Raw genomic sequence first — 24028 nt, 5'->3', positions numbered from 1 at the left:
ATGAAAGCACATAATAAAGAAACTCAAGCCCAAATGACTCCTCGTAAAGCATTACAGTTTTTACAACAAGGGAATAATAGGTTTATAAATAACCTCAAAGCTAATCGAAATTTATTAGAACAAGTTAACGAAACGCGTGATGGTCAGTGGCCCTTTGCTACGATTTTGAGCTGTATTGATAGTAGAACTTCGGCTGAGTTAATTTTTGATCAAGGATTAGGAGATATTTTTTCTGTTCGAATTGCCGGAAATATTGTTAATACCGATATCTTAGGAAGTATGGAATTTGCTTGTAAAGTTGCTGGTTCTAAATTGATAGTGGTTTTAGGTCATTCCAAATGTGGAGCAGTCAAAGGAGCTTGCGATCATGTAGAAATGGGTAATTTAACCGAATTATTATCTAAAATTCAACCTGCAGTTTACGAAGAAAAGCAAACTACTGTTGAGAGAAGTTCAAAAAATAGTGAATTTGTTGAAAATGTTGCTGAAATTAACGTCAAGCGAAGCGTTAAAAGTATTATCGAAAGAAGTTATGTTTTAGAACAAATGTTAGAAAATGGTCAAATTGGAATTGTTGGAGCCATGCACGACATAGAAACTGGTGTTGTATCATTCTATGATGAGGTGATGTACATTAAGGATGATCTTAATCCCGAATTTACAGTAGCAGAATTACGACATTAATTTTTAATTTATTAAAATTTAAAAGCTTTCAATTCATAAAAAAATAGACTTGAATTGAAAGCTTTTTTTTATATTTGAATTTATACAATTGTATCATGAGCGATTTTTATAAAAAAATATTAGACAACAACAAAAAGTGGGTTGAGAGCAAATTAGCTATGAATCCTAATTTTTTTAAACGTTTAGCTGAAAAACAAAATCCACCATTGCTCTGGATTGGTTGTTCCGATAGCCGTGTTCCTGCAAATGAAATAATTGGAGCGGAACCGGGTGAAGTATTTGTGCATCGAAATATCGCCAATATGGTAGTACACTCCGATATGAATATGTTAAGCGTTTTGGATTATGCAGTTAATGTGTTAAAAGTAAAGCATGTCATTGTTTGCGGACATTATGGTTGTGGAGGAGTTAAAGCTGCAATGGGTAATACCTCAGTTGGAATTATAGACAATTGGATACGTCATATAAAAGACACGTATCGTTTTCATCAACAAGAATTAGATGCTATTGAAGATGAAAACGAACGATTTAATAAATTTGTAGAAATCAATGTGAGAGAACAAGTTATGGATTTGGCTAAAACATCCATAGTTCAAAATGCATGGAAAAATGGTCAGGAATTAACCTTACACGGATGGGTTTATGGTCTTAACGATGGTTATGTAACGGATTTAGATGTTAACTTTAGTTGTGATAAGGATCTTGATGATGTATATCAGTTGAAACTTTAATCATCTAAATTTTCATTAAAAGCAGATGGTAGCAACTGAGGAATAAATTTTATCAAAATAGGCAATAATAAGCCGCCACCAGGAAGTAAAAAAATAGTCAACGACGGAACTGTTTTACAGATGTCAAGTATTTGTTTTTTTACTTTCTTTTTTTCCTCTTTACTTAAATCTTTAGTAGTAGATTTGGCTAAAAGCTGCATCAATTCACCACTTTCTTTAATTTCTTTGGTTAATCGGTCTTTGTTGCGAATGATTAGTTTCGTGACATTTTTATTGGCTTGATCGTAAAAATGTTTAATTGGATTCGAATAGTTGAAAAATGGAATTTCCGAATGGTATTTACCAATAAATTCATTGATTTCCAAGGAACTTTTATTTAATAGTGAAGGTTCCAAATCCAATTCTAAACACAATTGTTTCAAGAAATTTTCTTCGTTAGTTTCTAATTTTTCATCGCTCCAAAGTGCCATTTGCGCAATATCTAACAAATATAATTTTTCCAATAACGAAGTATGACGTATCAATTTGATCTCGGATAATTCGATATTTTCAATAGTATTGAATTTGGTATAACGAATTGAATTTTCGAACAATTTCACCAATAATTCATCATATTTTGATTTTCGCTCTTTAATTTTTAACGCTAATGAGACAATTTTAATACAATCCGATTCTACATTTTTTAAGTAATCTGATGGTAATATTTCATTTTTTAAAAAATGCTCGAACGCCAAAACATCAATAAACAAAAGGGCATTAGTAATGATGTGCGAGAAATTCTTGCTAATGGTATTGTTATTTGTCTGAATTCGGTCGTCTATAATTTTTTCCAAGCGAGAACTGTATGTTCCTTCGGGAAGTAATTTTTTGATAAAGTTCAGATTTTCTGGCTGAATGATTTTATAAAATTGGTAAACCGAATTAATAAAATTTTCTTTTGTTCCGTTTGAATTTTCAATGCGATATAAAGAAAAAAGCGTATTTAAAAATCCCACCTTCGTTACTTCATCATACGACCATTTTGTAGTATTGATTTGATTTTGAAGTTGGTAACGTACTACATAACCATAAATAAACCCTGTGGTTCTACAATCTTCATAAAAAGACAATGTATTGCCTTGAAAATCAATGAAATTGTCATTATTTTCAGCAAAAAATTTGTCAATCCAACCGTTTGCAGATGGGTTTATCATCTTTATAATTTCTCTTTTAGGTATTTTCCTGTAACCGAATTTTTATTTTTTGCTACTTCTTCTGGCGTTCCAAAAGCAATTAACTTTCCTCCATTTTCACCACCTTCAGGACCAATATCAAGAATATAATCGGCACATTTTATTAAATCCAAATTGTGCTCAATTACAATTATTGAATGTCCTTTTTCCAATAACGCATCAAACGAAGCTAATAATTTTTTAATATCGTGAAAATGCAATCCCGTTGTAGGTTCGTCAAAAACAAATAGAGCTCGGTCTTTAATGGTTCCTTTTACTAAAAATGAAGCCAATTTAATACGTTGCGCCTCGCCACCAGAAAGGGTAGAAGAGGATTGCCCTAATTGTACATAACCCAAACCAACGTCTTGCAAAGGTTGTAATTTTTGCGTGATTTTGGTTTGTTTGTGTTCGGTAAAGAATAATAAAGCTTCATCAATGGTCATTTTTAAAATGTCGTCGATGTTTTTGTTTTCGAAAGTAACTTCTAAGACTTCTTTTTTGAAACGTTTTCCGTTACAAGCTTCACATTCTAAATGAACATCCGCCATGAATTGCATTTCGATGGTTACTTCTCCATCGCCTTTACACACTTCACATCTTCCGCCATCCACGTTAAAAGAGAAATGTTTGGCTTGATAATTTCGTAGTTTAGAAACGTTTTGTTTCGCAAATAAATCACGAATATCATCGTAAGCTTTGATATACGTAACCGGATTCGAACGCGAACTTCTTCCAATCGGATTTTGATCTACGTATTCGATATGTTTGATGTGTGAAAAGCTTCCGGCTAATTCAGTAAATTGTCCTGCTTTTTCTCCAACACCTTCTAATTTCTTTTGAATCGCTGGGAACAAAATTTTCTTAACCAAGGTACTTTTTCCACTTCCCGAAACACCTGTAATCACTGTTAGACATTCTAATGGGAAAGTGAAGTTTTCGTTCTTTAAGTTATTTTCTCTGGCGCCTATAACTTCGATATGATTCTTGAATTTTCTTCTAGATTTAGGTACCGAAATCTCTTCTTTTCCGTTTAGATATTTCGCAGTAAGCGAATCGGCTTTTATAATTTCATCATACGTTCCTTGTGCGACTAATTCACCGCCATGCGTTCCGGCTTCTGGACCAATATCGATAATCATATCGGCAGCTTTCATGATATCTTCGTCGTGTTCTACTACAATTACGGTGTTGCCTAAATCGCGAAGATTTTTTAAAACATCAATTAATCTTTCGGTGTCTTTTGGATGCAAACCGATGCTCGGCTCATCTAAAATGTACATCGAACCTACCAAACTACTTCCTAGCGAAGTGGCTAAGTTAATTCGTTGCGATTCTCCTCCAGAAAGCGAGTTAGAATTTCGGTTTAAAGTCAAATAACTCAATCCCACATTGTACAAAAAGTCTAAACGATTATTGATTTCGATTAATAAGCGCTTAGCCACTTTAGCATCGTATTCGTTTAATTCTAATTTTTTAAAGAAATCAATTAAGTTTACTATTGGTAAATCGACCAAATCAGAAATCGTTTTTCCGCCTACTTTTATAAAATTAGCTTCGTAACGTAAACGTTTGCCTTTACAAGTGGTACATTTTGTTTTTCCACGATATCTCGAAAGTAAAACACGGTTTTGAATTTTATAATTTTTCTCTTCTAATTCTGCAAAGAAATCATGTAATCCAGTGAAGTACGAATTTCCATCCCAAATTAATTGCTTTTGTTCGTCTGAAAGTTCGAAAAAGGGTTTGTGAATTGGAAAATCAAATTTATAAGCGTTGTTTACTAATTGATCGCGATACCATCCCATACTTTCACCACGCCAAGGAAATATAGCATTTTCATAAACGGATAAAGCGGTATTTGGAATCACTAAATCTTCGTCAATTCCGATAACACTTCCATAGCCTTCGCAGGTTGGACAAGCTCCGTAAGGATTGTTAAAACTGAACAAATGAATATTGGGTTCTAAAAACGTAATGCCATCCAATTCAAAATTAGAACTGAATTCTAGACGTTTTTTTGAATCAACTTCTTGCAAATAACAAATACCTTTTCCTTCATAAAAAGCAGTTTGAACAGCATCGGCTAATCTGTTATAGAATTCTTCTTCGTCTTTAACGACAATTCGATCAACGATAAGTAGAATGTCTTTATTGTCTAATTGGTGTTGGTCGATGGTATCCAAACGAACCATTTCGTTATCTACTAAAATACGTGCAAAACCTTGTTGTAATAAGACTTTTAATTTGTCTTCCAAAGCTCTTCCATCCTCTAAATGAATAGGGGCAAGCAATAACCAACGGCTTTCTAACGGCAAGTCTTTTACTTCATTGATAACATCGGAAACTGTATCTTTTTTGACTTCTTTACCCGAAATAGGCGAGTATGTTTTTCCTATTCTTGCAAACAAAAGTTTTAAATAATCATAGATTTCGGTAGAAGTTCCAACGGTGGAACGTGCATTACTGGTATTTACTTTTTGTTCAATTGCGATTGCGGGTGCAATTCCTTTAATGTATTCTACTTTTGGTTTGTCTAATCTCCCTAAAAACTGGCGTGCGTATGATGATAAACTTTCAACATATCTACGTTGTCCTTCAGCATATAAAGTATCAAATGCCAAACTCGACTTTCCAGACCCGGAAAGTCCTGTAACTACGACTAATTTATTTCTTGGAATTGCAACATCTAAATTTTTAAGGTTATGCAATTGAGCTCCCTTAATTATAATGTTTTTTTTAGGATCTAAAGTAGCAATATTGGGTTGTTTCATGGTTGTTTTTAAAAGATTTGCAAAGATAATAATTTATAATGTGACAAGCATCAAAATATAAAGTGGATTTAAATTTGAACTATTGGTAATAATACAATATTTTTACCCATAAATTACTATAGCCATATGGTCTCTTTTATTAAAAATAATATATATTTAATACTTCTTCTTACAGGTATATGTAGTGTTGCACAAGAACTCCCTCCAATAGTTAAATATCCATCAAGTGTATATCATGCGGGTAATCAAAATTGGATGATTTCTCAAGATAAAAATCATTTTATTTATTTTGCTAATAATGAAGGCTTATTAGAATTTAATGGATCTAATTGGAGTTTGTATCCATCACCAAATGAAACTATTATTCGTTCGGTAAAAGTAGTTGGTGATAAAATATACACAGGTTGTTATATGGAATTTGGGTATTGGAAAAGACAAGTAAATGGGTTGTTGAAGTATACCTCAATTAGTAATAAAATTAAAAACAAATTAATAGAAGATGAACATTTTTGGAATATAATCACAGTAGATTATTGGGTTTTATTCCAATCTTTTGATAGAATTTATGTTTATAATACTAAAGATGGTAGTTTTAATTTTATTGACAAACAACAGTATATTTTTAAATGTTATAAGGTTGAAAATTCTATATATTTTCAAGCAATTGGTGAGGGTCTGTATGAAATTATAAACGGAAAATCTGTATTGGTATCAGATGATTCTAGAATTCAAAATAACAGAATTGTTGAAATTTTTAAAGATAAAGAGGGTGTTTTGCTTCAAACAGAGAGAGCTGGGATTTTTAAATTAGAAGATAAAAAATTATCAAAATTTCATTTCTTGTCTGAAGCAGAAATAGAAATGAATACAATTTTTAGTGCTCAAAAGTTATCTAATGGAGGTTTTGCTTTAGGTACGATTTCAAACGGGATTTATATTTTAGATTCCAATGGGGAAATAAAAAATCATATCACACAAAATACGGGTTTAAGTAACAATACAATTTTGTCTATCAAAGAAGATTCCGATAATAATTTATGGTTAGGTCTAGATAATGGGATTGATTGTGTTAATTTACAATCACCTATTAAAAATTATAAAGATGATGATGGCTACTTGGGGACCGTATACACATCAATCAAATTTGATAACAAAATTTATTTAGGAACGAATCAAGGCTTGTTTTATAAAAATTCAGACGAAAATAGTAGATTTAGTTTTATCAACGGAACAAAAGGTCAGGTTTGGGCTTTATTTGAATATGATAATCAATTATTTTGTGGGCATGATTTAGGAACTTTCATAGTTAAAGAGGATAAAATCAAATTAATTTATAAAGAATCAGGAACTTGGAAGTTCAACGTTAATCCAAATAATAAAAACTGCATAATTCAAGGAAATTATGATGGATTATCAATTTTAGAAAAAACAAACAATGGTTGGGTTTTTAAAAACAAAATTAAAGGTTTTGATATATCATCACGATATTTTGAAATGGCGAATAATAATGTTTTATATGTTGGTCATGAATATAAAGGGGTTATAAAAGTTGAACTAAATAAAGAATTATCAAAAGTAAATCGATTTACGATACTAAACTCACCTAGAAAAGGTAAAAACATTGGATTAGCAAAGTATAACAACACGATTTACTTTGCCGGAAAACAAGGAGTTTATAAATTGAATTCAAAATCAAATAAGTTTGAAAAGGATAACCATTTGAGTGAAATATTATCAAAAGGAGGATATATTTCTGGAAAAATAAATGTAGATAAATCAAACAAAATGTGGTTTTTTACTAAAAATTCAATTTATTATTTTACTTCTGGAAATTTTGATTCTCAACTTAAAACACATAAAATTTCAATACCATTTTCGATTACTAATCCAATGACAGGTTACGAAAATGTTTCTCAAATAGGAGACAATGAATATTTAATAGGAAAAACAGATGGGTATTTCATTATTAATTTATCTGATTTTAAAGTTAAAACGCATAGTATAATATTAAATTCAGTTTCTGTCAACAAATTAGAAAATTCACCAAAGAATATTTCATTATCAAAAGAAATTGAGTTGCATCATTCAGAGAATAATATTGTTTTTAATTATTCGGTACCTCAATACGATAAATTTATAGATGTAGAATATCAATATTTATTAGAAGGCTTTCAGGAGCAATGGAGTGGTTGGAGTACAAAGTCTAGTGCTAATTTTAAAAATTTATCTCCCGGGGTTTATACATTAAAAGTTAGAGCCAAAGTTGCTAATACATTAGTATCTAATAGTATCGTTTATAAATTTGAAATCAATAAACCATGGTATGCATCAGGTTTTGCATGGATTATTTACATAGTTATTTTTATTATTTCAGTTTTTTACATTAATAAATCTTACCATAATTATTTTAGAAAGCAAGAAGAGAAATTAATTGAAGAGAATAATTTATTATTAGAAATAGCAGCATTAGAAAGCGAAAAGCAAATCATTAAACTTAAGAACGAACAGCTCGCTCAAGATGTAGATGCAAAAAATAAAGAATTAGCAGTATCTAACATGAGTTTGATTAAAAAAGATGAACTATTAGCTATTATAAAAGAGGATTTAAAAAAATCTGCTGAAACAAGCGATAATAAAAACCTAAAATCTGTCATTACTACAATTTCCAGAAATATAAATGAAGATGATTCTTGGAATGTATTCAAAGAAGCTTTTGATAATGTTGATAAAGATTTTTTGAAGAGAATTAAATTACTTCATCCAAACTTAACGTCGAGTGATTTAAAATTATGTGCTTATTTGAGATTAAATCTTACTTCAAAAGAGATTGCTCCTATGCTAAATATTTCGATTAGAAGTGTTGAAATAAAACGCTATCGTTTGCGTAAAAAGCTTAATTTGATGCATGATAATGGTCTTGTAGATTATATTTTAGGATTGTAACTATACAATTTGTATACTTTTACTACAACATTACCTCAACAAGGCGTGGTTTTATATCGCTTATATTCAAGATTTAACAAGTAATTATTTTTTCATTTTCTCAAGAATCAAAACATTTTTTGCGATATTCTTTTATTTGTTTGTAAAAATTATGTCATTGTATATTTTTTGTTGTGGTTGATAGGTTAGGAGTTATGGGTTTATTGAATAATTTAACATCTTGTTAACAAGATATAAATAGGTCTTGTAAGAATTAACCAAACTAAATTTTATTCACTTATGAAATTAAAGCCACAATTAAACAGATTTAGGGAAAATATTTTTCTTATTTCTATGTTATTCGTCTTTATTACATCTGCACAAGCTCAGAAATCAGTTTCTGGTAAAGTGGTGTCAGATGGGATTCCATTAATTGGTGCAAATGTGTTAGTAAAAGGTACTAATACACTAACAATTACCGATTTTGATGGAAAATTTAAATTATCAGTTTCTAATAATGCTGATAAACTAGTTGTTTCTTATGTAGGATATGCGACAAAAGAAGTGCAAATTACTAATGGAGAAATGATTATTAATTTAGTTGAGGATATTAATCAACTAAAAGAGGTAGTTGTAAACGTTGGTTATGGCACTCAAAAAAGTAAAAATGTATCAAATGCTATTTCAACGATCAAATCTGATGCTTTTGAGAGTCGTCCTATCTTAAATGTTGCTCAAGCAATACAAGGAAATGCAACAGGTGTTAATGTTGTACAAACTTCAGGGAAGCCAGGAGCTAGTTTTGATGTTCGTATTAGAGGTCTTAGCTCAATTAATTCTGGAAACACGCCATTATATGTGGTTGATGGAATTCAAACCAAAGATATTACGGGTTTAAATACAGAAGACATCATTGATATGGTAATCTTAAAAGATGCAACTGCAACAGCTATCTATGGTGTTAATGGTTCTACGGGTGTGGTAATCATTACAACAAAAAAAGGAAAGGCTAATAAAAATGACTATCAGTTTAGTTCTTATTTAGGTTTTTCTAAAGCGGTTAGTAATGTAGATGTGTTAAATTTATCAGATTATAAAACTTTATTAGGAGAGATAAATCCGAGCTATTTAACTACAGCTAATGATCCTAGATATGCAGGAATTTATACTGATTGGCAAGATAAAATTTTAAGAACAGGTGTTGATCAAAATTATAATTTTTCTTATGCAGGCGGTACCGAAAAATTAAAATTTTATAGTGCACTAGGCTATCAAGTTATGGACGGTATTATCAGTCCCTCTAATTACAAAAGATTTTCGGGTAAAATTAATTTGAATGCAAATCTAACATCTTGGTTGAAAACGGATGTAAGTATGAACGTAATTCAATCAGATGGATCGTATATTAGTGATAATAACAGTGTTGGACAAGGTGGAGCTGTTATGAGTGCTTTGGTTACTCCTTCATTTTTACCTGTTTGGGGTTCTGAATTGATGATAAGAGATACTAATCCTGATGGATCGTTTAGAGATGGATTTAAAGATGGACAATATGCTGTAAACCCATATCAATCTGGGTGGGAGAATCCAGTTTCTTTATTAGCAAGACAAAATGAAACAGCTGTTAATAGATATTTAAGTAGTGTAAGTTTTGATGTTAATATTTTACCGGGTTTAATTTGGAAACCTATGTTTTCATCTGATATAACAAGATCTGAAAATGTTCAATTTGTAGATCCATATAGCAATGTATGGGGTAGAAATGGCGAAAATGATCCTACTACAATAAAAGGTAGAGGAAGTAACACTCTTGAAAAATATGAGAACTTAAATTTTGAAAATACACTTAATTATTCTTTAAAATTTGATAACTCAGATTTAAAATTATTAGGAGGTATGTCGATGCAGAGTAATAATTATTATAAAGATGCAAATTCAGGAACTGGATTCAATGTTAATCAAACTCATTATGATTATGATGCTGCTACTAACAAGTCTTTTGAATTAAGAGAAAACAAAGTAAGAAGCTTGTCTTATTTTGGTAGAGTTACGTACACTTTGAATAATAAATACATTTTTAATGGAGTATTTAGAGAAAGTGGAGCTTCACAATTAGCTTCGGGTAATAAATGGGGATTTTTCCCAGGTGTCTCAGCGGCATGGATTATCTCTAACGAAGATTTCTTAGAAAGTTTTACGTCTGTTAGCGAATTAAAATTAAGAGCAGGATGGGGTAAAACGGGTAATTTATCAGGCTTACCAGCATATTCTAGTTTCGATTTAAATTATACAAATCCTTTAACCAATTCTACCACATTAGATCAAATTGGTAATCCAGATTTAAAATGGGAAACTACAACAGATCTTAATCTTGGATTTGATTTAGGATTATTTGAAGATAGAGTAAAATTTTCTGCAGATATCTATAAAAAGAATACAAAAGATCTTTTACAAATCATTTATTTCCCAGGTTTTTCAAAACCATATTATTATAATGCAGGAGAAATTGAAAATAAAGGTTTAGAGTTAAGTTTAAATACTAGAAATTTAACTGGAGACTTTAAGTGGAATTCGAATTTTAATATTTCCTTCAACAAAAACGAAGTTGTAGCTCTAGGTTTACTTAAGAAAATACAATTTCAAAATTTAACATCAGTAGGAGAAAGTGTAATTTTATTAGCTGAAGGAATTCCATTAGGAAGTTTCTATGGTTATAAAGTAGACGGAGTTGATCCAGCTTCAGGTTCTTTAATGTATCAAGATATTGATGGAGACGGACAAATTACTACAGATGATAGAACAATTATTGGAAACCCTAATCCAGATTATACATTCGGATTTAGTAATAATTTTAGCTATAAAGGATTTACACTTGATGCTTTAATTACGGGTTCTCAAGGTGGTGATATCTTTAATGCTTCAAGAATGGATTTAACATTAATGAGTAATTACAACAATCAATCTACTGAAGTTTTAAATAGATGGACTACTCCAGGGCAAGTTACCGATGTACCAAGAGCTAATGATCCAAATGCATTACACGTTTCTGATAGATACGTTGAAGATGGTTCTTATGTAAGATTGAAAGCGGTTACTTTAGGATATGAATTTAAATTAGAAAATTTGAAATTGAATTCTGTGAAATTGTATGTTACAGGACAAAATTTATATACCATCACAAATTATAAAGGTTTTGATCCAGAAGTTGGAGCGTTCAATAATGCTACAGGTATAGGACAAGGAATTGATTTAGGAACGTATCCTCAAGTTAAAACATTCATTTTTGGACTTAAAGCAAACTTTTAAAATTAAAATACTATATAATTATGAAATTAGTTAAAAATTATTTAAAAGCAATAACCCTTTTAATGGTATTGTTTTTATCATCATGTTCAGATTATTTAGATACAGAGCCAATAACTGAAGAAGCAACGTCTTTAAATAATGGAATTGTAATTGAAGATGCAGCTGCTGCTGAGTCTAGAATGAATGCAGTTTATGGGACTTTTGGTTCTGGCTATTGGCAATTAGACTTTTTATTAGCGGGTGATGGACAGTCTGATAATGCTTATATTGGAGCAGATAATCCTGCTATTTTTCAATATGAAGCTTTTCAAATGTTATCTACAAATTCTCAAATGAGAGGAGATTGGAATGACATTTATAATAATATCAATACATGTAATATTGTTATTAATTATGTTAATCAAGCTTCTGATTTAAGTCAAACTCGTAAAGATGAAATGATAGGTGAAGCGTCATTAATTAGAGCTTTAAATCATTTTCAAGCAGCTCAATTATGGGGAGATTGTCCTATAGCAACAACAGCTGTTTTTTCAATTTCAAGTGCTAACTTTGAGCAAGCTTTTAATGAATTATTTCCAGTAAGAAAACCTGTTGCAGAAGTTTATGACCAAATTATCTTAGACTGTTTAGTAGCAATAGATAAAGCTCCTGATGGATCTAATAAGTTTAAAGCGAATAAAATGGGAGCAAAGGCACTTTTAGCTAAAGTTTACGCTACAATGCCAAATCCAGATTGGACAAAAACGGTTCAATATTGTAATGAAGTTATTGCAGGTGGTTATTCTCTAATGACTACTTTTGATCATCTTTTTGATAGTGCTCATGAAGGTAATGATGAGTCTATTTGGGAAGTGAATGGTGGCGGATGGGGTAGCCCTATTGGTGCATGGAATACATTTATGTTTTTAGGTACTGATTGGAAAAAATTTAATGCTCCTTCTCACGATTTAGTTCAAGCATTTATTGAAAATGGTGATACTCAAAGAAGAGCATCAACAATAACTGTAGCAAATGTTGGTTGGGCTGATAATTATTGGTCTTCAACTAATTATCCTTTTGCTTACAAAATGAGAGATACTAACGGAAATCAAAATTTTTACATCGCTCGTTTAGCTGATATTTTATTATTAAAAGCTGAAGCTTTAGCTACTTTAGGAGATGTATCAGGAGCAATGGCTTTAGTTAATCAAGTAAGAACTAGAGCTGGAATTAGCACAATTACCGCTACTAATCAAACAGATGCAATTAACAAAATCCTTAAAGAAAGATTCATGGAGTTAGCTTTTGAAGGAGATCGTTGGTTTGATCTTAAAAGAATGGGTAAAGCAGTTGAAGTATTATCTCAACAAAGAGACGGAAACGGAGTGGTTTTACCAACAGCTTCAAATATCAATCAAAATAGACTTTTGTGGCCTATACCACAAGATAAATTAGATGCAAATCCATTATTAACACAAAATCCTGGATATTAATATTTAAAATCATAATCCATTAATGATAACTCTTTTTGAAAAATTCATTTAAATTGTAGTTTTCATTAATGGATTTTATTTTTTTGATGTAAAGATTAGAATGAAAAGTAGCTAGCTTAACATATTACAATTGTTAGTTCAGCTACTTAATATCTAATAAATTTAAATTTCAAGCAGTTACAATGTTCTTTTTGAATTAAATAAAATGGTTAAACTTATAAAAATATTGATATATATATTTTTACCTGTAACTCTATCTGTTTCTTGTTCAACACAAAACATTTCTAGCAAAACTAAAAATGTTGATGTTTGGATAACTAAAGCAGACGAGTCAGTAAAACTACATAAACAAACGTTAAATCTAAAATTTGGTATTAACAACAATTCTTATCCTAGTATAGAGATTGATACTTCTAAAACCTTTCAAAGTATAGATGGTTTTGGATATACTTTAACAGGAGGAAGTGTTGAGGTTATAAATCAATTGGTCCCAGAAAAGAAAAAACAGTTACTACAAGAACTTTTTGGAAATTCAACTCAATCTATAGCAATTAATTATTTGAGATTAAGTATTGGCGCTTCTGATTTAAATGCTCGTGTTTTTTCCTATAATGATATTCCTGAAGGTGAGACAGATGTTACGTTATCAAAATTCAGCTTAAAACCAGACGAGGAGTTGATTAAAATGGTACAAGAGATTTTAGTGATAAATCCTAACATTAAAATTATTGCAACACCATGGTCACCACCTATATGGATGAAAGACAACAATAGCAGTATTGGTGGTAAATTACAACCAAAATATTACAATGTTTATGCACAATATTTTGTAAAATATATCAAAAAAATGCAATCATTAGGAATTACTATTGATGCTATTACACCACAAAATGAGCCATTACATGCTGGAAATAATCCAAGTTTAAGCATGTCGGCTACGGAGCAAACAGATTTTATTAAAAATCATTTAGGTCCCGCATTTCGTGATGCTAATATTAAAACAAAAATTATAGCTTACGATCATAATTGTAATAAGCCAGAATATCCTTTGGAAGTTTTAAATGATCCAATTGCAAATTCTTTTGTTGATGGTTCCGCTTTTCATTTATATGAAGGTGATATTTCAGCACTATCTGTTTTACATGATGCACATCCAACAAAAAATGTTTATTTCACGGAGCAATGGACAGGTTCTGATGGGACTTTTTCAGGAGATTTAATTTGGCACATGAAAAACGTTATTATTGGTTCAATGTTAAATTGGAGTAAAACTGCTTTAGAATGGAACTTAGCAAATGATGTTAATTTTGGACCCCACACTCCGGGAGGATGTACACAATGTAAGGGTGCCATTACTATTGAAAACAGTCAGACTTTTAAAAGAAATGTAGGTTATTATATTATAGCACATGCTTCAAAATTTGTTCCTGCGAATTCAGTAAGAATAGCCTCTAAGCAAATTTCTAATTTACCAAATGTAGCTTTTAAAACTCCTGATAGAAAAACAGTGGTAATCGTTTTAAATGAAAATTCTACATCAGAAAATTTTAATATTAAAATAAATGATAAATCGGTTTCAACTTCTTTAGATGGAAGAACCGTTGCAACCTATGTCTTTTAATGTAATCACAAATGAATAAAGGATTTATTTTTTAGCGTTTTAACTGTAGTAATTTGTTCAAGGGATTGTGAATTGTATTTTATAATTTTTAAGTTGACAATTTATTGTTTTTACACATTTACAAAAATTGAAGTTTAATCTTTATTAAGATTTAGCTGAATTAGCAATAATTCTGTAAAAACTATAGATTTAAATTTAACATCAGCAACATTTGAAGTCGATTGTATTAAGATTAAAAGATTATAGTTTATTTTTTTAGTTAGTTTATTCAAAATAGAGTTTCTGTTTTGGTTCAATAGAAACTCTATTTAATTTTAAAAGAAATATGAAAAATTGTTCAAAAATAATTTTAGCTTCATTCTTATTTATTATTTGCTTTCAAGTTAAGGCTCAAACGTATGAGTTTATGACTTACAATATTCGATTAGATGTTGCTTCCGATGGAGATAATAGTTGGGCTAATAGAAAAGAATTTTTAATTTCTCAAATTCAGTTTTATGAACCTGATGTTATGGGAATTCAAGAAGCTAGACCTAATCAAGAAGTTGATATAATAAATTCTCTTAAGCAATATGATAAGGTAGGAATTGCTAGAGAAGGAATTGGCAAAGGAGAATCTTCCGCTATTTTTTTTAAAAAAGAAAAATTTGACGTACTTGAAACAAATACATTTTGGCTTTCAAACACACCCGATACTATTTCAAAAGGTTGGGATGCAGCATACAATAGAATATGTACTTATGCTTTATTTAAAGATAAAAAACGGAAAACAAATTTTTGGGTTTTTAATACGCATTTAGATCATATTGGAGAAGAAGCAAGAACGAATGGAATTCAATTAATCATTCGCAAAATAAAAGAACTAAACTCAAAAAATTATCCAGTTATTTTTATGGGAGATTTTAATTTGAATCCTACAGATAAAAGAATAATTGACATTAAAAAGGTTATGCATGATTCCAGAGATATTTCTGAGCAAGTAGCATTTGGACCAGTTGGAACTTTTAATAATTTTAATTACAACGAACCTGTTACAGAATTAATCGATTATATTTTTATATCGAGATCTAGTAATATACGAGTAAAAAAATATGGAATTTTGATTGATTCACGAAACTTAAAGTATCCGTCAGATCATTTTCCGATTTTGGTAGAAATTAAATTTGAACAATGAAAATATAGCTCACAATAAAGAACATTTTTTACCACAATCAAACACAAAATAGGTTACAATTTCACGATATGGTGTATCACTTGTAGCTTACACATTTTAAATTAAACAATATTATGAATAAATCAGTAATTTTACTTTTCAGCTATTTTGTCATTTTAGGATGTTCTTCTGTAAAGGAGACGACTTCAAGAAAAAATATACAAGTATATACATCCGCAAATGAAACCAATCTTAGGTTAGATAAATCTGACCAAACATACTATTTTAAAGAAATGAAACAGCCTTTGGAGACACAAGTTTGTGTTTTTGTGAATCCAAATAAAAAATTTCAAACTTTTTTAGGAATTGGTGGTGCTATTACAGATGCTTCTGCCGAAGTCTTTTCCAAACTGTCATCAGAAAAGCAACAAGAATTTTTAAATGCTTATTTTAGTAAAAATGAAGGTATTGGGTATTCAATTCTTAGAACAAACATGAATAGCTGCGATTTTAGTTCATCAAGCTATACTTATATTCAAGACGGTGATATAGATTTGAAATCTTTTGATATTTCAGTTGATAAAAAATTCAAAATACCAATGCTAAAAAGAGCAATGAATTTGATAGGTTCTAAAGCCACTTTTTACATTAGTCCTTGGTCGCCTCCAGCTTTCATGAAAGACAATAATAACATGTTAAAAGGTGGAAAATTGTTACCTCAGTATTATCAATCATGGGCAAATTATTATGTGAAATATATTGATGCAATTCAAAATGAAGGATTACCAGTATGGGGATTAACTGTTCAAAATGAGCCAATGGCCACTCAAATTTGGGAATCTTGTATTTATACGGCTGAAGAAGAAAGAGATTTCTTGAAAAATTTTCTTGGACCTACCCTTAAAAAAGCAGGTTTTGGAGACAAAAAAATCACTATTTGGGATCATAACAGAGATTTAATTACGCAAAGAGCTAGTGCAGTTTTAGATGATAAAGAAGCCAGTAAATATGTTTGGGGAATAGGATTTCACTGGTATGAAAATTGGAGTGGAGGCGATCAAATGTATGATAACATTGGAAAAGTAAATGAAATGTATCCAGATAAAAACTTACTATTCACAGAAGGTTGTGTTGAAAAATTTGATGCTAAAAATTACCAATTATGGGCTAATGGCGAGCGCTATGGCAAATCAATGATTAATGACTTTAATAATGGAACGGTGGGATGGACTGATTGGAATATCTTGTTAGATGAAAATGGTGGGCCAAATCATGTTAAAAACTTTTGTTTCGCTCCAATTCATGCAGATTTGAAAACTGGAGAACTGATTTATACACCTTCTTATTATTTTATAGGACATTTTTCTAAATTTATAGACAAAGGAGCTAAAAGAATTGCTAGTTCTGCTAGTAGAAGTAATTTGTTAACAACTTCATTCATGAATCCAAATGGAGAAATTGTAACAGTAGTTATGAATCATACGGATAAAGAGATTAAATATTTCTTAAGTGTTGGAACTAATGCTACAGAAATTATAATTTTACCAAAAGCAATTCAAACAATAATACATTAATAATGAAAAATTACATCCTAAAGTTTATTCTGTTTCTTTGTTTTCTTCCTGTGTTTTCGCAGCAAAATGACATTGATATAAAAGTTGATGAGTTAATCAAAAAGATGACACTTGATGAGAAAATAGGACAATTAAATCAATACTCAGGAGATAATACAGTAACGGGACCAATTACGATAAACCCAAATAAGCAAAACGAAATTAAGAGTGGGCAATTGGGCTCAATGCTTAATATTTTAGGAGTAAAATATACCCGACAATATCAGGAATTAGCCATGCAATCTAGATTGAAAATTCCATTATTATTTGGTCAAGATGTTGTTCATGGTTATAAAACTACATTTCCAATTCCTTTAGCTGAAGCTGCTAGTTGGGATTTAAATGCAATAGAATTAAGTGCTAGAATTGCTGCAGTTGAAGCATCAGCTTCGGGTATTCATTGGACTTTTGCTCCTATGGTAGATATAAGCAGAGATCCTAGATGGGGTAGAGTTATGGAAGGTGCTGGAGAAGATACTTATTTAGGTTCAAAAATCGCATTTGCCCGCGTGAAAGGTTTTCAAGGTAAAAAATTAGGCGATGTAGATGCAGTAATGGCTTGCGCTAAACATTTAGTTGCTTATGGAGCTGCAGTTGGAGGAAGAGATTATAATTCGGTAGATATGAGTTACAGAATGTTATGGGAAACTTATTTACCTCCTTTTAAGTCAGCTTTAGACGCTGGTGCAGCAACTTTTATGAATTCATTTAATGATTTAAACGGAATTCCTGCCACTGGTAATAGCTATCTTCAACGAGATATCTTGAAAGGAAAATGGAACTTTAAAGGTTTTGTAGTTTCTGATTGGGGTTCAATAGGAGAGATGGTCGCTCACGGATATTCTAAAGATAGTAAAGAAGCAGCTTTGCAGGCAATTACAGCTGGATCTGATATGGATATGGAAAGTAATGCTTATCGTAATAATTTAGCGGAGTTAGTTAAGGAAAATAAAGTCTCAATTGAACTTATTGATGATGCTGTTAGGCGTATTCTTTATAAAAAATTTGAATTAGGTCTGTTTGATGATCCCTATAAATTCTCCAATCCAAAAAGACAAAAAGCAGCTCTAAATAATCCAGAACACACAAAAATAGCACGTGATGTTGCGTCGAAAAGTATTGTTTTACTTAAAAACGAGAACAATGTTTTGCCACTTTCTAAAGAATTAAAAACAATAGCTTTTATCGGTCCTATGGTGAAACCAAAGCGAATAAATCATGGTTTTTGGGCGGTTGATTTGAAAGATGTAGATTCTACTTATATAGTTTCTCAATGGGAAGGTCTTGAGAGAAAAGTTGGTAAAAACACGAAATTGTTATATGCTAAAGGATGCAATATTGAAGGTGATGATAAGTCGGGTTTTCAAGAAGCAATTGCTGTAGCAAATAAATCTGATATTGTAATTTTGAGTATTGGGGAAGCATGGAATATGAGCGGGGAAGCCAAAAGTAAAAGTAATATTCATCTGCCAGGTGTTCAAGAAGACTTAATCAAAGAATTGCAAAAAACAGGTAAGCCAATTGTCATTTTAATTAATGCAGGTCGTCCGTTAATTTTTGATTGGACAGCAGATAATATGCCAACAATTGTATATACTTGGTGGTTAGGTTCTGAGGCAGGAAATGCTATTGCAGATGTACTTTTTGGAGATTATAATCCTTCTGGAAAATTGCCTATGACTTTTCCAAGAGATGAAGGACAAATCCCTATTTATTACAACCATTTTAATACAGGAAGACCATCGATTAATGATGATAAAAATTATAAATCTGCTTATATTGATTTGTCAAATTCACCTAAATTTCCATTTGGTTATGGAATAAGTTATACTACTTTTCAGTATTCAAACTTAAAATTATCATCTCATAAAATCAATAGTTTAGAAATAATTGAGGTGAGTTTAAATGTTACTAATTCAGGAAAATATGCTGGGGAAGAAGTGGTTCAGTTATATCTTCGTGATAAAGTGGGTTCAGTAGTAAGACCAATTAAGGAATTGAAAGATTTTATCAAAGTGCATTTAAATGTAGGTGAAACGAAAATAATTAAATTTACAATTGATAAAAGTAAACTTTCATTTTATAATGATAACCTAGACTACATCACAGAACCTGGAGAATTTGAATTAATGATTGGAGCTTCTTCTGAAGACATTCGATTAAAAGATAATTTTGAATTAGTAGAATAATGAAATTAAAATACAGCCTTATTGTTTTATTACTTTCAACAGTAATAACAAATGCTCAAACTTCTTTAGCTTCAATTTTTTCGGATAACATGGTATTACAACGTAATACAAAAATTCCAGTTTGGGGATATGATAAACCTAATACAACGGTTACCGTTAAGTTTCATCATCAAGTTAAAAAAGTAAAAGCTAGTAAAGACGGAAAATGGACTATCTATCTAAATAATGAAAATGCTGGCGGACCTTACACTTTGAGTGTTAAAGGAAGTCATTCAATAGAAATTAAAAATGTTTTAGTTGGTGAAGTTTGGATTTGTTCCGGACAATCAAATATGGAATGGTCTGTAGGTCAGTCTGATAATTCAAAAGAGGAGATTTTAAAAGCAAATTTTCCAACTATTAGACATATAAAAATACCTAAGCAAATAAATTCTGTACCCAATACAGATTTTAAAGATGCTTTTTGGCAAATTTGCTCACCTGAAACTGTAGCTGATTTTACGGGTGTGGGTTATTATTTTGCAAAAGAGTTAACACAAAAATTAAACATTCCAATAGGTTTAATTAATGCTACCTGGGGAGGTACGAATATTGAAACTTGGATCAGTAGAGAAGGTTTTGAAAATAGTAATGAATTTAAAGAAATGATTGCTCAAATGCCAAAAGTCAATATCGATTCTTTGTTAGAAAGCAAAATGATTGTAGCTAAAAAAGATATTGAAACATTACAAAAATCAAAATTTACAACGGATAATGTTCCTTTTTACAAAGATTTAAATTTTGATGATAGTCAATGGTTAACGTTGAACCAACCACAACCATGGGAAGAGCAAATTCTAGGAAATTTTGATGGAGTTGTTTGGCTTCGAAAACACTTTACATTAAATGAAAAACCAAAATCTGTTGCATTGGAAATTCCTGCAATCGACGATAATGACGAAACTTTTGTTAATGGAATAAGAGTTGGCAAAACCAATGGTTGGGATGCAAAAAGAAGTTATTTAATTCCAACAGAAATCTTAAATATTGGCGACAATGTAATTGCTGTCAGAGTTACAGATACAGGTGCCGGGGGAGGAATGCATGGTCAGAGTAAATCTCTAAAAATTGTGACAGATAAAGAAGAAATTCCTTTGAGTGGATTATGGAAATTTCAAGTAGAATCTATCTTAAATAACGTTAACCAAAACGAATTTCCATCCTTGTGTTACAATGCCATGATTCATCCATTGATTCCTTTCGCATTTAAAGGAGTTATATGGTATCAAGGTGAAAGTAATGAGCAAAGAGCCTATCAATATAAAAAAGCTTTTCCTTTGTTGATTGAGGATTGGCGTTCTAAATTTAAGTCAGATTTTCCATTTTATTTTGTGCAGTTAGCAAGTTTTGTAACAAAAGGAAACAGTAACGAAGGATGTGCATGGGCTGAACTTAGAGAAGCACAAACTCAAACTTTAAAACTTAAAAATACTGGAATGGCTGTATCAACTGATTTAGTGGTTAATCCATTCGATATACACCCAACCAACAAACAAGATGTTGGAAAACGTTTAGCAGCTATCTCATTGCATAATACTTACAATCAAAAATCGGTTTGTTTTTCTGGGCCAACTTTCAAATCATTCAGAAATAGTGATGGAAAAACCATTCTGACTTTTGAAAATTTAGGTTCTGGATTAATGACTAAGGATAAATATGGGTATATAAAAGGTTTTGAAGTGGCTGGAGAAGATAAAGTGTTTCATTATGCAAAAGCAGAGATAGTATATGATAATGTAGTTATAACATCTAACAAAGTAGCAAATCCTATTGCAGTTCGTTTTGGGTGGATGGGTGATGCTTCTGAATGCAATTTATTTAACAATGAAGGTTTTCCCGCTGTTCCATTTAGAACAGATGATTGGAAATTAAGTACAGAATCTGAGAAATATAAAATCAATTAACTTATAAATGAATAAGCTCGTTTTATTATTTTTAATTACAGTAACTACAATTTTTGGACAAACGGAAACAAAAGGTTTGATAAAATCTGAGATTTCTAACTCATTTTCCTTGAATTATATTTTATCTAAACCTGATAATACAAAGGAATCCAAACCATTAATAGTTTTTTTGCATGGCTCTGGTGAAAGGGGAACAGATTTAGATAAACTAAAAATACATGGTCCGCTAAATTATATAAAATCAAACAAGCTTGATGCTTACATTTTGGCACCACAATGTCCACAAGACAAATATTGGAATTCAGAAGAATTATATTTATTAATTCAAAAAGTAATCAAAGAACATAAAATCGACCGCTCTAGAATATATTTAACAGGTTTAAGTATGGGGGCTTGGGGAGCTTGGAATTTAACATTTGAACATCCTGAATTGTTTGCAGCACTAGTTCCTATTGCAGGATTTGTAGATAGAGTTCCAATGGTTGAAAACTGTAAAATTAAAGAGATTCCCATTAGAATTTTTCATGGTCTTCAGGATGATGTGGTGAGTGTTGATTATGCTATAGCAATTTATGATAAATTGAAAGCTTGTCATAACGATATAAAATTTGAAATTTTTGAAGATGCTAATCATGATAGTTGGTCGCGAGTTTACAATAATCATGAAATTTACGATTGGATGTTAGAACAAAACAGACAGAAACAGCAATCAAAAAAATTAGTTTGGGAAGAAAATTTTAATGAAGCAAAATTAAATGATGCCGCATGGAATATTGAAATGGGCGACGGTTGTCCTAATTGTGGATGGGGAAATAATGAAAGGCAATTGTATACCAATTCAAATCATAGGATTGAAAATGGAAATTTAATCATTACGGCTAAAAAGGAACAAAATAAATATACATCTACAAGAATAACTACTAAAAACAAGCAAGAGTTTAAATATGGTAGAGTAGAAGCTAGAGCTAAGTTACCACAAGGAAAAGGGATTTGGCCTGCTTTTTGGATGTTAGGCGCCAATATTTCAGATGTTGGTTGGCCAAAATGTGGCGAAATAGATATACTTGAATATGTTGGTAAGGAGCCAAATTTTATCTACACAACTTTGCACACCAATGATAGTCACGGAAATTCAAAAAATTCAAAAAAAACTAAAATAGATAGTATCGAAGAGGGATTTCATGTATATGCGGTAGATTGGAACGAACAAAAAATGGAGTTTTATGTAGACGATTTATTAGTATATACTTTCCAACCTCAAGTTTATAATGAGAACATTTGGCCTTTTGATCAAAAATTTTTTATTATTTTAAATATGGCAATAGGAGGAAATTTTGGAGGCCCTGAAGTTAATGATGCTATTTTCCCACAAGAATTTATAATTGACTACATTAAAGTATATCAATAATTCGATTTTTATTTCAAAAATATGCGTTTAGATATCCTTAAACGCATTTTTTATTAAATTTTTTCAATTAAAATGTTAAATTTCAATTGAGGATTTGTATTTCAATTAAATTTTATGTTAAATTTGAATAATTAATCTCAAAAACAGCAATGCCTATACAATAAAAATACTTTTTAGAACTCGATCTTAATTAACTAAAAGGTATTGTTATGGCTAATCTTGTACTTCCTGATGCGGTTTTGGTAAAAAATTATATAAGCGGAGATGAATCTGCTTTGGCTACGTTGATAGAAAGACATCAATCTAAAATCTATGGGTTTATTTATTCTAAAATAAATGATAGAGATTTATCAGATGATATTTTTCAAGATACCTTTATTAAGGTAATTAAAACCCTAAAATTACAATCGTATAACGAAGAAGGAAAATTTTTACCATGGGTGATGCGAATTGCTCATAATTTGGTTGTCGATTATTACAGAAAAGCTAAAAAAATGCCTTATCAAAGAGATTCTGAAGAATTTTCAATCTTTAGTTTTATGACTGATAATAGTTTGAATGTAGAAGGACAAATGATATCGGAACAAGTTGAATTAGATTTGACTAAATTGTTAGAACAACTTCCTTTGGATCAAAGAGAAGTTATAATGATGAGAATGTATCAAGATTTAAGTTTTAAAGAAATAGCTGATTTAACAGGTGTTAGTATTAATACAGCCTTAGGTAGAATGCGTTATGCTTTATTAAATTTGAGAAAAATTATAGAAAAAAATCAAATTATTTTGACCAACTAATACTAAAAGTAAATTTTTGACGTTATAGATTTAAACAAACAAATATCTATACATGGCAAAACTTTACTCTAAGAAAAAATTAGCAGCTCAAAAGATGAAACCTAAAAAAGAAACGATTGCGTTTTTACTCAATTTTTCAAAAGCATTGAGTATACATAAAGTAGGAAATTCAAGTTTTGAAATCATCGCTAATTAAGAAAAATGCCT

The 24028-nt window shown here is 30.6% G+C and carries 15 protein-coding genes; 13 read left to right on the top strand and 2 right to left on the bottom strand.

Annotated features, from left to right (window positions below; all coding sequences use genetic code 11):
* Together NAT47_RS06550 and can are read left to right on the top strand one after the other, a co-directional pair.
* Positions 1-684: a carbonic anhydrase family protein gene (locus NAT47_RS06550; protein ID WP_250581542.1), complete on the top strand. Its 684-nt coding sequence runs from the start codon at positions 1-3 to the stop codon at positions 682-684.
* A gap of 95 nt (positions 685-779) precedes the next feature.
* On the top strand, positions 780-1415 hold the full coding sequence (gene can / locus NAT47_RS06545; protein WP_250581541.1) for a carbonate dehydratase: 636 nt from the start codon (positions 780-782) through the stop codon (positions 1413-1415).
* Here the strand turns inward: can and NAT47_RS06540 are convergent.
* Complete coding sequence (locus NAT47_RS06540) at positions 1412-2608, bottom strand: LETM1-related biofilm-associated protein (protein WP_250581540.1); 1197 nt, start codon at positions 2606-2608, stop codon at positions 1412-1414. The two genes, can and NAT47_RS06540, sit on opposite strands and share 4 nt — an antisense overlap.
* A gap of 2 nt (positions 2609-2610) precedes the next feature.
* Positions 2611-5400 (bottom strand): excinuclease ABC subunit UvrA, encoded by a 2790-nt coding sequence (uvrA, locus tag NAT47_RS06535; RefSeq protein WP_250581539.1) that lies wholly within the window; start codon positions 5398-5400, stop codon positions 2611-2613.
* Positions 5401-5526: 126 nt separating this feature from the next.
* Between uvrA and NAT47_RS06530 the strand changes: the two genes are divergently transcribed.
* From NAT47_RS06530 to NAT47_RS06475, 11 genes are all read left to right on the top strand, one after another.
* The gene (locus tag NAT47_RS06530) at positions 5527-8343 is read left to right on the top strand and encodes a helix-turn-helix and ligand-binding sensor domain-containing protein (protein ID WP_250581538.1); all 2817 of its coding nucleotides are present in this window, start codon (positions 5527-5529) and stop codon (positions 8341-8343) included.
* A 279-nt stretch (positions 8344-8622) separates the two neighbouring features.
* Positions 8623-11628 carry a SusC/RagA family TonB-linked outer membrane protein gene (locus tag NAT47_RS06525; RefSeq protein ID WP_250581537.1) on the top strand — a complete coding sequence of 1002 codons (3006 nt, stop codon included), beginning with the start codon at positions 8623-8625 and terminating at the stop codon, positions 11626-11628.
* A gap of 20 nt (positions 11629-11648) precedes the next feature.
* Complete coding sequence (locus tag NAT47_RS06520) at positions 11649-13100, top strand: RagB/SusD family nutrient uptake outer membrane protein (RefSeq protein WP_250581536.1); 1452 nt, start codon at positions 11649-11651, stop codon at positions 13098-13100.
* 226 nt (positions 13101-13326) lie between these two features.
* On the top strand, positions 13327-14721 hold the full coding sequence (locus tag NAT47_RS06515; RefSeq protein ID WP_250581535.1) for a glycoside hydrolase family 30 protein: 1395 nt from the start codon (positions 13327-13329) through the stop codon (positions 14719-14721).
* 325 nt (positions 14722-15046) lie between these two features.
* The gene (locus NAT47_RS06510; protein WP_250581534.1) at positions 15047-15895 is read left to right on the top strand and encodes an endonuclease/exonuclease/phosphatase family protein; all 849 of its coding nucleotides are present in this window, start codon (positions 15047-15049) and stop codon (positions 15893-15895) included.
* A 113-nt stretch (positions 15896-16008) separates the two neighbouring features.
* On the top strand, positions 16009-17448 hold the full coding sequence (locus tag NAT47_RS06505; RefSeq protein WP_250581533.1) for a glycoside hydrolase family 30 protein: 1440 nt from the start codon (positions 16009-16011) through the stop codon (positions 17446-17448).
* Between the two features lie 2 nt (positions 17449-17450).
* The gene (gene bglX / locus NAT47_RS06500; protein WP_250581532.1) at positions 17451-19676 is read left to right on the top strand and encodes a beta-glucosidase BglX; all 2226 of its coding nucleotides are present in this window, start codon (positions 17451-17453) and stop codon (positions 19674-19676) included.
* Positions 19676-21619, top strand: a complete 1944-nt coding sequence (locus NAT47_RS06495; RefSeq protein ID WP_250581531.1) for a sialate O-acetylesterase — start codon at positions 19676-19678, stop codon at positions 21617-21619. The genes bglX and NAT47_RS06495 overlap by 1 nt, the downstream gene beginning before the upstream one ends.
* Positions 21620-21626: 7 nt before the next feature.
* Positions 21627-23027: a family 16 glycosylhydrolase gene (locus tag NAT47_RS12540; protein ID WP_317236580.1), complete on the top strand. Its 1401-nt coding sequence runs from the start codon at positions 21627-21629 to the stop codon at positions 23025-23027.
* A 209-nt stretch (positions 23028-23236) separates the two neighbouring features.
* Positions 23237-23821 carry an RNA polymerase sigma factor gene (locus NAT47_RS06480; protein ID WP_250581530.1) on the top strand — a complete coding sequence of 195 codons (585 nt, stop codon included), beginning with the start codon at positions 23237-23239 and terminating at the stop codon, positions 23819-23821.
* Between the two features lie 52 nt (positions 23822-23873).
* The gene (locus tag NAT47_RS06475) at positions 23874-24017 is read left to right on the top strand and encodes a hypothetical protein (protein WP_250581529.1); all 144 of its coding nucleotides are present in this window, start codon (positions 23874-23876) and stop codon (positions 24015-24017) included.
* Positions 24018-24028 lie beyond the last annotated feature (11 nt).

The organism is Flavobacterium fragile, from assembly GCF_023634865.1.
Lineage (GTDB): Bacteria > Bacteroidota > Bacteroidia > Flavobacteriales > Flavobacteriaceae > Flavobacterium > Flavobacterium fragile.
Note: the sequence above shows the minus strand (reverse complement) of the source record. Positions and strands in the feature narration are given on the sequence as shown.